Annotated in this window: 13 protein-coding genes; 9 read left to right on the top strand and 4 right to left on the bottom strand. The window is 72.8% G+C overall.

Features of this window, described 5'->3' with window-relative positions:
* Positions 1-144: 144 nt before the first annotated feature.
* The 3 genes from POL72_RS12445 (at position 145) to pdxA (ending at position 3739) form a co-directional block, all read left to right on the top strand.
* Positions 145-1590: a TldD/PmbA family protein gene (locus tag POL72_RS12445; protein WP_272095372.1), complete on the top strand. Its 1446-nt coding sequence runs from the start codon at positions 145-147 to the stop codon at positions 1588-1590.
* 203 nt (positions 1591-1793) lie between these two features.
* Positions 1794-2642 (top strand): winged helix-turn-helix domain-containing protein, encoded by an 849-nt coding sequence (locus POL72_RS12440; protein WP_272095371.1) that lies wholly within the window; start codon positions 1794-1796, stop codon positions 2640-2642.
* Positions 2639-3739 (top strand): 4-hydroxythreonine-4-phosphate dehydrogenase PdxA, encoded by a 1101-nt coding sequence (pdxA, locus tag POL72_RS12435; RefSeq protein ID WP_272095370.1) that lies wholly within the window; start codon positions 2639-2641, stop codon positions 3737-3739. The genes POL72_RS12440 and pdxA overlap by 4 nt, the downstream gene beginning before the upstream one ends.
* Before the next feature lie 46 nt (positions 3740-3785).
* Here pdxA and POL72_RS12430 read toward each other — a convergent pair whose 3' ends face one another.
* From POL72_RS12430 to POL72_RS12415, 4 genes are all read right to left on the bottom strand, one after another.
* Positions 3786-4778: a ketopantoate reductase family protein gene (locus POL72_RS12430; protein ID WP_272095369.1), complete on the bottom strand. Its 993-nt coding sequence runs from the start codon at positions 4776-4778 to the stop codon at positions 3786-3788.
* A 71-nt stretch (positions 4779-4849) separates the two neighbouring features.
* A complete protein-coding gene (gene dtd / locus POL72_RS12425; RefSeq protein WP_272095368.1) occupies positions 4850-5302 on the bottom strand; it encodes a D-aminoacyl-tRNA deacylase in 453 nt (150 codons plus the stop codon).
* Positions 5303-5304: 2 nt separating this feature from the next.
* Positions 5305-5781 (bottom strand): hypothetical protein, encoded by a 477-nt coding sequence (locus POL72_RS12420; RefSeq protein ID WP_272095367.1) that lies wholly within the window; start codon positions 5779-5781, stop codon positions 5305-5307.
* Positions 5778-6461, bottom strand: a complete 684-nt coding sequence (locus tag POL72_RS12415) for a hypothetical protein (RefSeq protein WP_272095366.1) — start codon at positions 6459-6461, stop codon at positions 5778-5780. The genes POL72_RS12420 and POL72_RS12415 overlap by 4 nt, the downstream gene beginning before the upstream one ends.
* A gap of 888 nt (positions 6462-7349) precedes the next feature.
* On the opposite strand from POL72_RS12415, the gene POL72_RS50950 reads away from it, so the two are divergent.
* From POL72_RS50950 to POL72_RS12385, 6 genes are all read left to right on the top strand, one after another.
* The gene (locus POL72_RS50950) at positions 7350-8630 is read left to right on the top strand and encodes a YcbK family protein (protein WP_272095364.1); all 1281 of its coding nucleotides are present in this window, start codon (positions 7350-7352) and stop codon (positions 8628-8630) included.
* A 12-nt stretch (positions 8631-8642) separates the two neighbouring features.
* Positions 8643-9191 (top strand): NUDIX hydrolase, encoded by a 549-nt coding sequence (locus POL72_RS12405; RefSeq protein ID WP_272095363.1) that lies wholly within the window; start codon positions 8643-8645, stop codon positions 9189-9191.
* Between the two features lie 221 nt (positions 9192-9412).
* Positions 9413-10618: a serine hydrolase domain-containing protein gene (locus POL72_RS12400; protein ID WP_272095362.1), complete on the top strand. Its 1206-nt coding sequence runs from the start codon at positions 9413-9415 to the stop codon at positions 10616-10618.
* Between the two features lie 257 nt (positions 10619-10875).
* Entirely contained in the window at positions 10876-11271 is a 396-nt protein-coding gene (locus POL72_RS12395; protein WP_272095360.1) for a hypothetical protein, read from the top strand.
* 157 nt (positions 11272-11428) lie between these two features.
* Positions 11429-11980, top strand: coding sequence for a hypothetical protein (locus POL72_RS12390; RefSeq protein ID WP_272095359.1), 552 nt, complete (start codon positions 11429-11431; stop codon positions 11978-11980).
* The gene (locus tag POL72_RS12385; RefSeq protein ID WP_272095358.1) at positions 11977-12984 is read left to right on the top strand and encodes an HTTM domain-containing protein; all 1008 of its coding nucleotides are present in this window, start codon (positions 11977-11979) and stop codon (positions 12982-12984) included. The genes POL72_RS12390 and POL72_RS12385 overlap by 4 nt, the downstream gene beginning before the upstream one ends.
* Positions 12985-13035 lie beyond the last annotated feature (51 nt).

Genomic DNA, 13035 nt, shown 5'->3' with positions numbered 1-13035 from the left:
ATGCGCGCCGCGCCGGATGAAAGGGCAGGGGGTAGGTCGCGAGCTCGGCCGTCGGCGGGGGCGGGCGCGGGCGTCGGCGGGAGGGCGCTCCGGACCGCCGCCGTTTCTCGACCGTCCCGGCGAATGGACCTAGAGTTGGGCACCATGTCGCGCAGCCAGGCCTACCGTGCCCCGTTCGCTCCTGGAGAGGAAAATGCCGTCGACGCCGCGCTTTGCGAGCGGCTCCTCTCCGTCGCCCTGTCCAAGGGAGGTGATTACGCTGACCTCTTCTTCGAGTACCGCGCCGGAGGCGGGTTCACCTTCGACGAAGGGATCCTGAAGGCGGCGTCGCGCGGGGTGTCGATGGGGGTCGGCGTCCGCGTCCAGCGAGGAGACGCGACCGGGTACGCGTACACGGAGGACCTCACCTGGGACGCGATGCGGCGCGCGGCCGAGACGGCGGCGCAGATCGCGACGGGCTCCGGCGGCAAGGAGAAGATCGAGCTCAGGCGCCGCGAGCTGCCGACCCGCTACGAGCTGCCCAGCATCTCGCTCGACGCCCCCGGGCTCGCGAAGCGCGCGCTGCTCGAGCGCGCGAGCGCCGCGGCGCTCGCCTACGATCCCAGCATCGTCAAGGCGGAGGCGAGCTTCGTCGAGGAGGTGCGCGAGGTCCTCGTGGCCACGAGCGACGGGCGGATGGCGCACGACGTCCAGCCGCTCATCCGCTTCGGCGTGCGGGCGCTCGCCGAGCGCAGCGGAAAGCGCCAGGAAGGATCGAGCGGCGGCGGCGGGCGCATGACGACGGCCTACTTCGAGGGCAAGTCGCCGGAGTGGCACGCCGAGGAGGCCGCCCGGCAGGCGGTCGCGATGCTCGACGCCCGCGACGCGCCCGCGGGCGAGATGAACGTCGTGCTCGCCCCGGGCGACAGCGGCATCCTGCTCCACGAGGCGGTGGGGCACGGGCTCGAGGCGGACTTCAACCGCAAGGGGACCAGCAACTACGCGGGACAGGTCGGCAAGGACGTCGCGAGCCCGCTCTGCACGGTGGTGGACGACGCGACGCTCCTGCAGTCGCGCGGCACGATCAACGTGGACGACGAGGGCCACGAGCCCGAGCGCAGCACGCTCATCGAGAACGGCAAGCTCGTCGGGTACATGCACGACCGGCTCTCGGCCCGGCACTTCGGGCTCACGCCGACCGGCAACGGGCGTCGCGAGAGCTTCGCCGCCGCGCCGATGCCCAGGATGACGAACACCATCCTGCTCGCGGGCCCGCACGATCCCGAGGAGATCGTGAGGTCCGTGAAGCGCGGCGTCTTCGCGAAGAAGTTCGGCGGCGGCCAGGTCGACATCTCGAACGGCGATTTCGTGTTCTCGCTGACCGAGAGCTACCTCATCGAGGACGGCAAGCTGACCGCGCCGCTCAAGGGCGTGAACCTCATCGGCAACGGCCCCGAGGTGCTCCGGCGCGTCACCATGCTCGGCCACGACGTGGCCGTCTCCGACGGCATCTGGACGTGCGGCAAGGACGGACAGAGCGTCCCCGTGGGTGTTGGCTGCCCCACAATCAAGATCGATCTCATCACGGTCGGCGGAACGCGGATCGGCTGATTTTCAAGGCTGGAACGCCAGGCGGAAGGTAAGCACGACAGCGGGATTGGTGGGTTTAGCGCGGTGCGTCTTGCCGGCCCGCCGTGACACCCGTATACGGGGCGTTCATGGCGCGTCGCTCGTTCATAGCCATCGTTGGACACGGACCGGATCTGGAGCGCGACGAGGGTGCCGCATCGGTCTTGCGCTCGCTGGGCGCTGACGTGCGGACCCTGGATCTCTGGGACGATCCACCGCGGCTCTTCCACGACGACGAGAGCAAGGCACGGGCGATCGTCGTCGAGGCGCTCGACAGGCCGGATCTGGCCGCCGCGGCGCTTCGCGCGCTGCGCCGCGAGCCGCGCCTCGAGGAGGTCGGCGCGCTGGTCGCCGTGAGCGTCGCGCAGATCGCGCGGATCGAGCCGTCGAGCGGCTTCGACGACTTCCTGCTCGTGCCGTACGTGCCCGCCGAGCTCTACGCGCGCGTGCGCCTCGTCGAGTGGCGCCGCAGCGAGTTCGCGACCGAGGAGCGGGTGAAGGTGGGCGCGATCGTCATCGACCGCGCGGCCCATGACGTCTCGGTCGGCGGCATGCATGTGCCGCTCACCGCGAAGGAATTCGCGCTGCTCTCGTACGTGTGCGAGCGCCGCGGAAAAGTTGTGTCGCGGACAGAGCTCCTCCGCCGTGTCTGGGGCAGCCAGTACGAGGGCGGCGCGCGGACCGTCGACATCCACGTGAGGCGCCTCAGGGCGAAGCTCGGCGCGGCGCTGCCCCTCGTCACGCTGCGCGGGGCCGGGTACCGCCTCGAGTCGCCGATCCCCGGCGCCGGTGGTCCCGAGGGCGGCGACGCGAGCAGGGCGCTCCAGCGAAGCGGGGCCGGCGAGGAGGCCCAGGGCGACGAGCGCGGGGAGCTGCGCGACGAGGACGAGGACGAGGAGAGCGACGACGAGGGCGACGAGGACGAGGGCGGCGAGGACGGCGAGGACGAGGAATCCGCGCAAGCCGAGCGGCGAGCGGGGCCGTCTGCGCACGACGCTGCGCCGCCCGGGCGCGAGCGGCGCATCACCCGATGACGTCGCCGGTTCGCCGCGGCGGCGCGCGAACGACCGCCGCTGCGGCGCGCGGCGGCGGCCGCTCGCGCGCCGAAGGGCCGCCGATCGTCGCGATCAGCGTCGGGTGCCCCAGCGGGGTGGGCCCCGAGGTGGCCGTGGCCGGCGCGGCGTCCGTCGAGGGCGCGCGCTGCGTGCTCGTCGGCGATGAGGCGATCGTCCGGCGGGCAGCGCGGCTCGTCCGGGTCGCGGCCCGCCGGCTCGTCGTGGTCGATGGGCGCGCGGCCATCGAGCAGCTCGCGCCCGGCACGATCGGGCTCTGGGCGGGCAGCACGCGGCTCTCGCGGCCGAGCGCGTTCGGTCGGCCCGAGGCGGAGGACGGCGCGGCGCAGCTCGCATGGATCGACGCGGCGACGGACCTGGTCCGCGACGGCGTCGCTGCGGCGCTGGTCACGGGGCCCGCGTCGAAGCACGCGATCGCCACGAGCGGCGCGCCAGGGTCCGCGGACTTCCTCGGGCACACAGAGCACCTGGGCCGGCGGCTCCGCGCGCGCGAGGTCACGATGGCCTTCGCCTCGGGCAAGCTCGTGACCGCCCTCGTGACGACGCACCTGCCGCTGCGCGACGTGCCGGAGGCGGTGAGCCCGCGCGAGGTGGCGCGCGCCGCGGTGTGGCTCGCGCGGCTGCTCGGCGACCTCGGCCGCGAGAAACCGCGCGTCGCCGTCGCCGCGCTCAACCCGCACGCTGGCGAAGGCGGCCTCCTCGGCGACGAGGAGCAGGTGCGGATCACGCCGGGGATCCGCCTCGCGGCGCGGCGGCTTTCGCGCTCGGGCCCGGCGGCGGAGCTGACCGGGCCCGTCGGCGCGGAGACGGCGTTCCGGCTCGCGGCGCGCGGCGCGCTCGACGGGGTCGTCGCCATGTACCACGACCAGGCGACGATCCCGAGCAAGCTCCTGGGCTTCGGCGAGGCCGTGAACGTCACGCTCGGCCTGCCGATCGTGCGCACGAGCGTCGACCATGGCACCGCGTACGATCTCGCGGGGACGGGCCGCGCCGACCCGCGCGGGATGCGCGAGGCGATCGTGCTCGCGGCGCAGCTCGCGGCCGCGCGCGCGCGCTGACGCGGCGACACGCCGACGCTTGCGCGCGGGCGCAGGAAGGCGCGGCTCAGCGCGCCCCGGGGCGGCCGCCGAGGTGCGCGAGCAGCCGCTCGAGCGCCGGCATGCTCACGCCGCGCTCTCGGCCCATCTCGAGGACGGTGGCGCCCATCGCGAGGTGCTGCGCGTGGAGCTTGGGGCCGAAATGCACGTCGAGGAACCGCAAGAACTCCGGGGCCAGCAGGCGCACGAGCGCGATGCCCGGCTTCAGCGTGAGCGGCCCGATGAACCGGAGGAGGAGCTTCGTCCACGGGGCCACCTTGCCCAGCCGGTTCGCGAGCGCTACGGACTCCCTGGTGGCCTCGATCACGGTGCTGAGCACGCTGTCGTTCTCGAGGAGGGCGCTCGCCCCGCCGCCCGCGTCGATGGCGGCGATCAGGGGGAAGAACGCGGTCGTGGTGGCCACGTTCTGCGCGCCCACGTCGGGCTCGATCCGCGCCGGAACACCGGCGCTCGTGAGGCGGCGCGCGAGCTCCTCGAGCAGCGGTCGTTCGGCGGGGGCGCCCCCCTCTTCGTCGATGAGCGTGGACGCGAGCTCGGTGATCCAGGCGCGGACCACGCCGCGCTCGTCCAGGTAGCCCGAGACGCCCGGCATCGCGGGGGTGATGCGGCGCCGGGCGGCCTCCTCGAGGTCGGCGCGCTCCCTGGGCAGGAGCGGCGTGAGCACCACGGCGGGCGCGGCCGGGCCGCCGCGGAGCAGATCTGCCACCGACCTGCCGCCCGCCCCGCGCTGCGCGGCGCCGCCGAGGTCGGCGCGGGGGACGAGCTGATCGAAGCGCACGGTGATCAGGACGACGTCCGCGTCGGCCGGGATCTCGGCCGCGAGGCGCGGGCGAGCGAGCGTGTCGCGTCGATCGGCGCCGTTCACCTGCTCGACCACGAACGGCCGTGCGTCGTGGACGCGCTCGGGCCGGACCACGAACGTGACGTCGTTTCCCTGGGTGGCGAGGCGCACGCCGTAGATCCGCCCGAGCGCGCCCGCGCCCACGATGCTGATCCGCATGGCTCCCCCCGTAGCCTGCGCGGCGCTCGGGGAGAAGGGGGTGGCTGTCGCCGTCGATCGCGGCGGATCCCTCAGAACGTCCGCTTCGAATCGATGAGGATGGTGACCGGGCCGTCGTTCTCGACGAATACGCGCATGTCGGCGCGGAAGCGGCCCGTGGCCACCGTGAGGCCGCGGGCCCGCAAGGCGGCGATGAAGCGCTCGTACAGCGCCTCGGCGCGCACGGGCTCCATGGCGCCGTCGAAGCTCGGCCTCAGGCCGCGCCGGACGTCGCCGAAGAGCGTGAACTGGCTGATCGCGAGCACGCCGGCGCCGCGCACGTCCGAAAGCGCCCGCGACATCTTGCCGGCGTCGTCGCTGAACACGCGGAGGCCCGCGATCTTGCCGGCGACGTGGTCGGCGTCGGCGTCGTCATCGTCCTTCGCGGCGCCGACGAAGGCCACGAGGCCGCGCTCGATGGCGCCGACCACCTGGCCCTCGACCTCGACGCGCGCGCCGAGCGCGCGTTGAACGACCGCGCGCATCGCTAGCGCTGCGCGGCCGCGCTTCGACTCGGCGCGGCGGCGGCGGGCTCCGCCCCGGTGCCCGCGCTCAGCCCGAGCTCGCGCATCAGCTTGGCCGTGAGCTTGAAGTAGGTGCCGCGATCGTACGGCTGGTTGAGGATGTGAAAGTCCTTCCGGACGAGGCCCACGCAGCCGAAGCAGTAGGTGCAGCCGGTGCAGTCGACCGAGCGCACGAGGTACGACGACTGCGTGCACCGCTCGGACGCGACGCAGTGGCTACACGCGATGAGATCGCGGCAGCCGCGGCAGTGCGTGCTGTCCGAGGAGCGCTGGGTGTCGACGCAGTAGTGGCACCGCTGCAGCGCCTTCGAGTTGCGGCAGAACGTGCAGTCGACGCAGCGCTCGCACGACACGCACGCGACGCACCGCTCGTTGCCGGTGCCCGTCTCGAACGTCTGGATCAGCTTGCGGAGCTCGGCCTCGAATTCCGCGCGCGTCATTCCGCCTCGCCGCTCGCTTCGGAGATGTCGCCGCCCGCGCTGCGCCGGGGCGCGCCATCCGCGGCCGGGGCCTCGGGCCTGCCGCTCACCTGGCGGCGCAGCCGCTCGGCGGCCTCGCGCGTCGCGGGCTCCTCCGCGAACTCCTCGATGCGGCGGAGCCGCGACTCGAGCACGGCGCGCCGCTTCGGCAGCTCGCCGACGAGGATGCCCGCGAGCTCGTCGATCGCCTCCTGGATGCGCTGCTCGTCGCTGTGCTCGAGCAGCTGCAGGTACACGTCCTGCTCCGCGGGGAACGCGTGGCCGGCGCGGAGGAACTCGTTCGCGGCCTTGGAGATGTTGGGCCGGCCCGACGCGCAGAGCAGCTTCGACAGGAGCCGCTGGCGCTCGACGGCCTTCGGGTCGCTCTGCGGAGGCGGCGCGAGGACGATGCGCCCCGGCGCCTTGGACGCGGCGTCGCGTCCGGACTTGACGCGCCCGCCCTTGCTGTCCTCTGCCTCCGGCTCCTTGCGCGGAGAGAACAGCGCCTCGAGCGCGGCGCGGTGTTGCTTGGCTGCCCGCCGGTCCTCGCCGGTCTGCGTCGGACGCGGCAGCCCCGCGCTGTTCGGCTGACCACGGCCATAGGCCGTGTGGAGCTCGGGATTGTGCCAGACCTTGGTTGCGTCTCTACGAATTCGCCGCATGTCGTGCCCCTGGTGACCTCGGAGCGATCATGGACGCGCCACCGGGTTCGGCTTCCGCATCCCGCGTGTGGCGCCCCGCTTGCATCGATGGTGTGGTGAATGAGGCTGGTGCGTGTTGGGCCGGGCGCTTCCCCCGCGATCCGCGATGGCCCGGACGATGTTGCGCAAGGGACGCGACGCCTATCTTCGCGCTGATCACGCTGGCCGCGTTGATCGTGAAGGTAGGGCCACGCCGCAGTGCGTGGTGCGCCGGGCGATACCCGACCGCGGACCGCGTGACGAGGGGCTCTGCCCCCATGCACCCCGGAGCCGCGCTCACGACCCGACCGCAGTCGCGAGGCAGCTGGTTCCTACCACAGCCTTTGGTCAGCGCCGCAGAAAATTGGGCTGCCCTCCGCACTTCATGCCATTCCTGTCCTCAGGGTTCGGTCCCTTCTGAGCTTGCCTTCCGAGTCTCCCTTCCGAGCTTTCGAGCTTCCGCGAGGGGCGTCTCGGAGACGCCGTTTCGAGGTTGCCGGTCTCGTCCCAGGTCGATTCAAGAAGCGGACCGCCGACTGCCCTTACCAACCCCCATCCTGCGGACGGGCGGCGACGCCGTGTCCTGGAGATCTGCTTCGTGGTGGATGGCACTCGCACCCGACCCGACTGGAGCTTTCCATGATGAGCCTTCGATCCGTGAGCAGTGCAGGCGCGGCGCCGCGGGACGCAGGGGGAGCTGTGCGCAGGGGGGAGCCGCGTGCGCGCCTGAGGCGTGCTCGCGCGGCCGCGCTCTCGGTGCTGGTGAGCATCGCGGTGCCGGCGATCCTGGCGGGGCCCGTCCGCGCGGAGCCGCTGCCCGGGGCGCACGCCGCTGCCGAGAGGTCCGGGGAATCCAGGGAAGAGGGGAGCGTGCAGACCCGTCGGGATCGCGCGCCAGCGAGCCCTGCAGGTGCGGAGCAAGCCCCGCGAACGAAGACGCGGGAGAGCTCGCACCATGGCCGTGCGAAGAGCGCGTCGGCCGCGACCGGTGACGAGAAGACGAGCGGGGCGGGGGACCGGAACCGGACGGGGACGGCTCGCTCCCGCGGGAAGGCGCCGCACGCGGCTGCAGACGCCGAGGAAAACGCGGGCGGTTCGGCGAAGGCGGGCGGCGGGAAAAAGGGGGTCGCCAAGAAGAAGGCGGGCGGCGAGAAGAAGAAGGAGAAGAGGCGGGCGGCGCGCACGGTCGAGAGCAAGCGGCGCGGGGCGAAGAAGGGGATGGAGCGGGAGGCGCCTCCGAAGCCGTGCCACGGACCGGTGCTCTCGATGGACCGCAGCGGGCTGGAGCCCGAGCGCCTCGAGCTTGTCGACTGCAAGGGGAAGCCGCGCGAGGAGGCCCGGCGCGCCCTCTCCTTGCTTGCGCGCCCGTGGGGCACGCCGCGGCCGATCCTGTCCGACGAGGGCGCGCCCGCGCGGAGGCCGGAAGCGGCGAGCCGCAAGGGGCGGCGCGCTGGCGATGAGCCGCGAGCCGTCGGGAGCAGGGCGAGCGGGGTGCAGGCAGGGGAGGTCGCGCCCGGCGTGCGGCTGCTCGATCCCGGGCTGCTCTCCCGCATCGACGCGCTGGCGCGGCGGTACCCGGGCCGGCTCGTGTCGCTCGTGAGCGGGTACAGGCCGCAGAGCCAGGGCAGCCTGCACCAGACGGGGCGGGCGCTCGATCTGCGCATCGCCGGGGTGAGGAACGACGAGCTCGCAGCCGCCTGCCGCGCGCTCGCCGACACGGGCTGTGGGTACTATCCGAACAGCTCGTTCGTGCACGTCGACGTGCGCGCGCCAGGGACGGGGAGCGTCTCGTGGATCGACGCGTCCGGACCCGGCGAGGCACCCCGCTATGTGACCGCGTGGCCGCCGCCGCAGGACGAAGGGCGAGGGGCGACCGAGGGGATGTCCGGCGAGGACGCGGAGGAGGTGCTCCGGCGGGAGCGCCGCGACAGGTCTGCGAGCACGGCGCCGGAGAAGATGGCGGGCCCTGTGTCGGACAAGGCGAGCGCGGCGCCGGAGAGGGCGAGCTCCGCTTCGGAGACGGCGGGAGCGGCGCCGGAGAAGGCGGCGAGTGCGGCGCCGGAGAAGGCGAGCACCGTGCCGGAGAAGACGGGAGCGGCGCCGGAGAAGGCGGGCGCCCCGCCGGAGACGGCGGCGAGGGGCACGCCGTAGTAGTGAGGCGGGATGGGTATCACGATTCCTCGCCGGCACGCCTCGGCGCTCGCCGGTACGTTCGGTCCGCTCGCGATCCATCGCCACGAAGTCATGGCCGCGGGCGCGTCGTATCCCGCCTTCACGCTGGAGCTCGCCGACTGGATCTCGGTGGCCGCGATCACGGATGAAGGCCAGTTCGTCCTGGTGCGGCAGTACCGGCACGGGGTCGACGCGGTGACCATCGAGACGGCAGGCGGCCTTGTCGATCCAGGGGAAGAGCCGGCGGCCGCTGCGCCGCGCGAGCTCCTGGAGGAGACGGGGTATACTGTGGAGTCGCTCGAGACGCTCGGGTGGGTACACCCGAATCCCGCGCTCCAGGCGAATCGCTGCTTCCTCTACCTGGCGCGCGGCGCGCGGCGGGTCGGCGAGCCCGAGGGCGACGAGCACGAGAGCACGGAAGCGGTCGTGATGAGCGCAGGCGACGTGATGGCAGCGATGCAGGACGGCCGGATCAGCCACTCGATCGCCGTGATCACCCTGCTGCGGGCCCTCGCCGTCGCGACGGCGGCGCCGCGCTGACCGCGTGATTCGTGGGAACGGCCTGTCCGCCGGCACACGCGATAAGCTGCGCTATCGACGTCCAGCGTGGGCGAGAGCACTCGCGCCTGCGCGGGCCGGTTGACACGGTCGGACCTGTCGCGTCTTGATGCGCGCCCTTCGCGGGGCCGCCCCGGGAGATCGGGAGCGGCGCCGCGGAGCGCAGCAGTGGACCTCACGGGGAGGCCATGGAGACCCGATCGATGCGCCGTGTTCTTCGGCCGACCGCTTTCTTCTCTTGCATCGGCGTTGTCCTGCTCGCGGGGTGCATGAGCTCCTCGCCTGCTCCGCTCGACACGGTGGCCACCGCGGACGACGACGGCGGTGGGAGCGTCGGAGTCGGCAGCGCCGCCGCTGGACCCGGCGGCTCAGGCGATACGCCGGGCGCCGGCTGCGACGAGCTCTCGCTGGAGCTCCAGAGAGCGCTCGACGCGGCCGTGGAAGCGCAGCGGCTCCCCGGCGCGGCCGCCGCCGTGCACCTCGGCGGGTGCAGCTGGCTCGGCGCCGCGGGGGTCGCGGACACCGAGGCCGACGTGGCCATCCAGCCCGGCGATCTCTTCCGCGCAGGGAGCATCACGAAGACCTTCGTCTCCACGCTGGCGCTGATGCTCCGCGCAGAAGGCCGGCTGTCGCTCGACGATACCGTATCCGCGTACGTCGGCGGTGTCCCCCACGGAGAGAAGATCTCCGTGCGACAGATCCTGAACCACACGAGCGGTATCTTCGACTACACGGCGCTCGACGAGTTCTGGACCGCGGCCCTCGACGATCCGACGCGCACGTGGACACCCGCGGAGCTCATCGAGCTCGCGGCGTCGAAGCCGCCGTATTTCGAGCCAGGGCGCGGCTTCGCCTACTCCAACACGAACTACATCATCGCCGGCCTGATCGTCGAGGCGGCCTCGGGAGAGCCGATCGGCGAGCTGCTCCGCAGCCGCGTCCTCGAGCCGGCGGGGCTCGCGCACACGTACCTCGACGGCGCCGAGGAGGCCGTGCCCGGCCTCGTGCACGGTTACGGGCGGAGCCGAGGGGAGCTCGTCGAGATGACCTCCGCGATCGACGCGTCCGCGGCGGGCGCGGCGGGCGCGCTGGTCTCGACCACGGGTGACCTCACGAGCTTCTACCGCAAGGTGCTCGACGGCGCGCTGCTCGGCCCCGCCGAGCTCGAAGAGATGACCGCGTGGGTCGACGCGCCCCTCGGCGAGGTCACCGGGTACGGCCTCGGGCTGTCGCGCCGGGAATCTCCGCTCGGCGTCCTGGTCGGTCACGACGGTGGTATCTGGGGCTTCACGTCGTCGTCTTATTACGCGGTCGACAAGGATGCTTCTATCACCGTGCTCGTCAATCTCGAGGGCGGCGATGTCGGCAGGATCGTCGATGATCTGGCGAATGTCCTGATCTCGCCCTGAGCCGGGCAGGGGCGTCGCGTCGATAGCGACGCGCACGCGCTCAGGCCGGTGTCGGTCGCTGTCCACCGCGCGCACACGCGACGCCCCGGGGCGTGCGAGGCGCGCGCGCGGCGCCGAGCCGCGGTTGTCAGGAACCCGCGCCGCCGCGCGCGGAGCCAGCGGTCCGCCGCGAACGGGCCTCACGCTTGCATCGCCATGGACGCAGCCTGCACGGGATGACGCCCGGCAAGGCGCTCGCATCGTGAAAGGATTCCGTGATGAAGCTGGTGAAAGCGCTCGGGGCCCTGACGCTGTCCGGAATGGCGCTCGGCACCGCGCAGATCGCTGCTGCGGAGAGCACGACACCCATCCAGGATCTCGTGCTCGTCGAGGAGACAACGAGCTCGGACTTTCCCGACGCCTGGTTTCCCCCGGATGATGTCCCTTACCATGGGAATTTCCGGCCGTTCAGGCCATTCTGGCCATACAGGCCGTATGGGTACTTCCGGCCGCACAGGCCGTACAGGCCGTATGGGAGCTTCCGGCCGTTCAGACCGGTCCGGCCCTACGGGGACTTCCATCCCTACGGGCGGCCCCTTGACCACGGGCGATCGGATGCAGCGCCGGCAGAGGACCCCTCCGGGCCGATCATGAGCCTCGAAGAGCCTCGCTGACCTCGATCCAGGAGCGCCGCCTGGGCGCGGCGGGCCCCGTTCGTCGCGTCGCGCTGTGTGGAAACCGCAGGATTGGTCCAGCCGGAGAACCGATGACTCCGCGCGCGCCGCGGGGAGGTGCCGGTCCTCGAGCGCGGGGGCCGGCGGAGGGAGCCTCATGGGTGGAAGACAAGGACGTCGGCGCCTCGCCCCGTTGGCCATGGCCGCGGCGGCAGCGCACCTCGGCTTCGTCGTGCTCGGGGCGCTCCAGGTCGATCTGCGCGAGGCGGGGCGGCTCGGCCAGGCGGCCGCGTATTACGGGGCGCTCTCCGGGGCCGACAGCGGCTACAACTTCTTCGCTCCCTCGGTCAGCGCGCTGCCCTGGGCGAGGTTTCAGGTGACGGACGCGCGAGGGAGGGTGATCTCCGACGTCCTGGAGTCCGGGGCGAACCACGAGGCGGATCTCCGGGTCAGGAGCATCGTGGCGCTCTTCATGACCGAAGAGGACGAGTCGCTGCGGCGCTCGCTCGCGGCCTCGTGGGCAGGCAAGGTGCTCGCGAGGTACCCAGGAGCCGCGAGCGTGATCGTCCGGCTGGAGGTCTGCGATCTCCCGTCGATGCAGGAATACCGCGAGGGCAAGCGGCCGACGTGGGGCCTGATCTACCAGGCGAAGCTCGTCCCCCGGCGCAGGTTCCAGGCCGCCTCGCGCGCGAAGGGCGGCGCGCCGTGACCGTGAGCAGCGAGCCGAGCGGCGCCTCGGGCAGGGCCGGGCTCTTCCCGGTCTCCGCGCTGGCCTCGGCGGCCTCGGCGATCGAACGGTTCGCGCTCGCCCCGGCGTCCGCCATGCCCCTCGCGGCGCTCCGCATCGGGCTCGCCGCCGTGCTCCTCACCCAGGCGGCGCTCGTCGCTCCGCTGCTCTTCGATCTCTACGGCCCCGCGGGCATCCTGCAGGACCCGCTCCGGGACGCGTTCACCCCGCGCGAGCTGCCCGGCATCGGTTGGCTGACCGCGCTCCTCGCCCCGCTCGGGATCGGCGAAGCCCCGATCCTCGTGGGCACCGGAGCCGTCTACGCGCTCTCCCTGGCCGCGCTGCTCTGTGGCCTCAGGACGAGGGCCGCTGCGCTGCTCGCCTGGAGCACCCACAGGATGCTGATGGTGACGGCGGACCCGACCGTCTACGGAGCCGACGTGTTCGCCAACATCTTTCTTTTCTATCTCGTCTGGGTGCCCTCCGGCGCGGCGCTGTCCTTCGATCGGCGGGGGCATGGGTCACGTCGCGCCCTCGCCTGCGCGCCCGACGAGCCGACGCCTGCCGCGCGGCTCGGGCTGCGCGTCGTCCAGCTGCACCTCTGCGTCGCCTACCTGGCGAGCGGACTGGAAAAGGCTGCAGGCCAAGCCTGGTGGAACGGTGAGGCGATCTGGCGCTCGGTGATGCTCCCGGAGTATCGCCAGCTCGATTTCTCCTGGCTGGCGAGTCACCCGTGGGTCGCGCAGGCCGCTGGGTGGTCCGTGCTCGCCGTGGAGCTCGGGTACGCCTTCCTGATCTGGCCACGGCTCACCCGGCGCGCCGTCGTCGTGGCCACCTCCCTGCTGCACCTCGGGATCGCGGCCTTCATGGGGCTCGGCGTGTTCGGCGCCATCATGCCGGTGCTCACGCTGGCTGCCTTCGGGGTGCCGGCGGAGCCCTGCTTCCCCTCGCCGCGGCCCGCGCTCCCGCGCGCGGGAGGCGGCTGAGCTCCACGCGCGGTCGGGCGGCGGGGCGCGGCGCGCTCGGCCCGATGGCGT

Origin of the sequence: Sorangium aterium (genome assembly GCF_028368935.1) — a bacterium.
In the GTDB taxonomy this organism is placed as follows: Bacteria; Myxococcota_A; Polyangia; order Polyangiales; family Polyangiaceae; genus Sorangium; species Sorangium atrum.
This window is presented reverse-complemented; position numbering and strand designations above follow the sequence as displayed.

Coding starts and splice junctions, on each gene's coding strand:
- POL72_RS12420 (WP_272095367.1), bottom strand. CDS start 5,781: ATGACGCGCGCGGAATTCGAGGCCGAGCTCCGCAAGCTGATCCAGACG.
- POL72_RS12400 (WP_272095362.1), top strand. CDS start 9,413: ATGCGCCGTGTTCTTCGGCCGACCGCTTTCTTCTCTTGCATCGGCGTT.
- POL72_RS12395 (WP_272095360.1), top strand. CDS start 10,876: ATGAAGCTGGTGAAAGCGCTCGGGGCCCTGACGCTGTCCGGAATGGCG.
- POL72_RS12430 (WP_272095369.1), bottom strand. CDS start 4,778: ATGCGGATCAGCATCGTGGGCGCGGGCGCGCTCGGGCGGATCTACGGC.
- POL72_RS12390 (WP_272095359.1), top strand. CDS start 11,429: ATGGGTGGAAGACAAGGACGTCGGCGCCTCGCCCCGTTGGCCATGGCC.
- POL72_RS12445 (WP_272095372.1), top strand. CDS start 145: ATGTCGCGCAGCCAGGCCTACCGTGCCCCGTTCGCTCCTGGAGAGGAA.
- POL72_RS12415 (WP_272095366.1), bottom strand. CDS start 6,461: ATGCGGCGAATTCGTAGAGACGCAACCAAGGTCTGGCACAATCCCGAG.
- dtd (WP_272095368.1), bottom strand. CDS start 5,302: ATGCGCGCGGTCGTTCAACGCGCGCTCGGCGCGCGCGTCGAGGTCGAG.
- pdxA (WP_272095370.1), top strand. CDS start 2,639: ATGACGTCGCCGGTTCGCCGCGGCGGCGCGCGAACGACCGCCGCTGCG.
- POL72_RS12405 (WP_272095363.1), top strand. CDS start 8,643: ATGGGTATCACGATTCCTCGCCGGCACGCCTCGGCGCTCGCCGGTACG.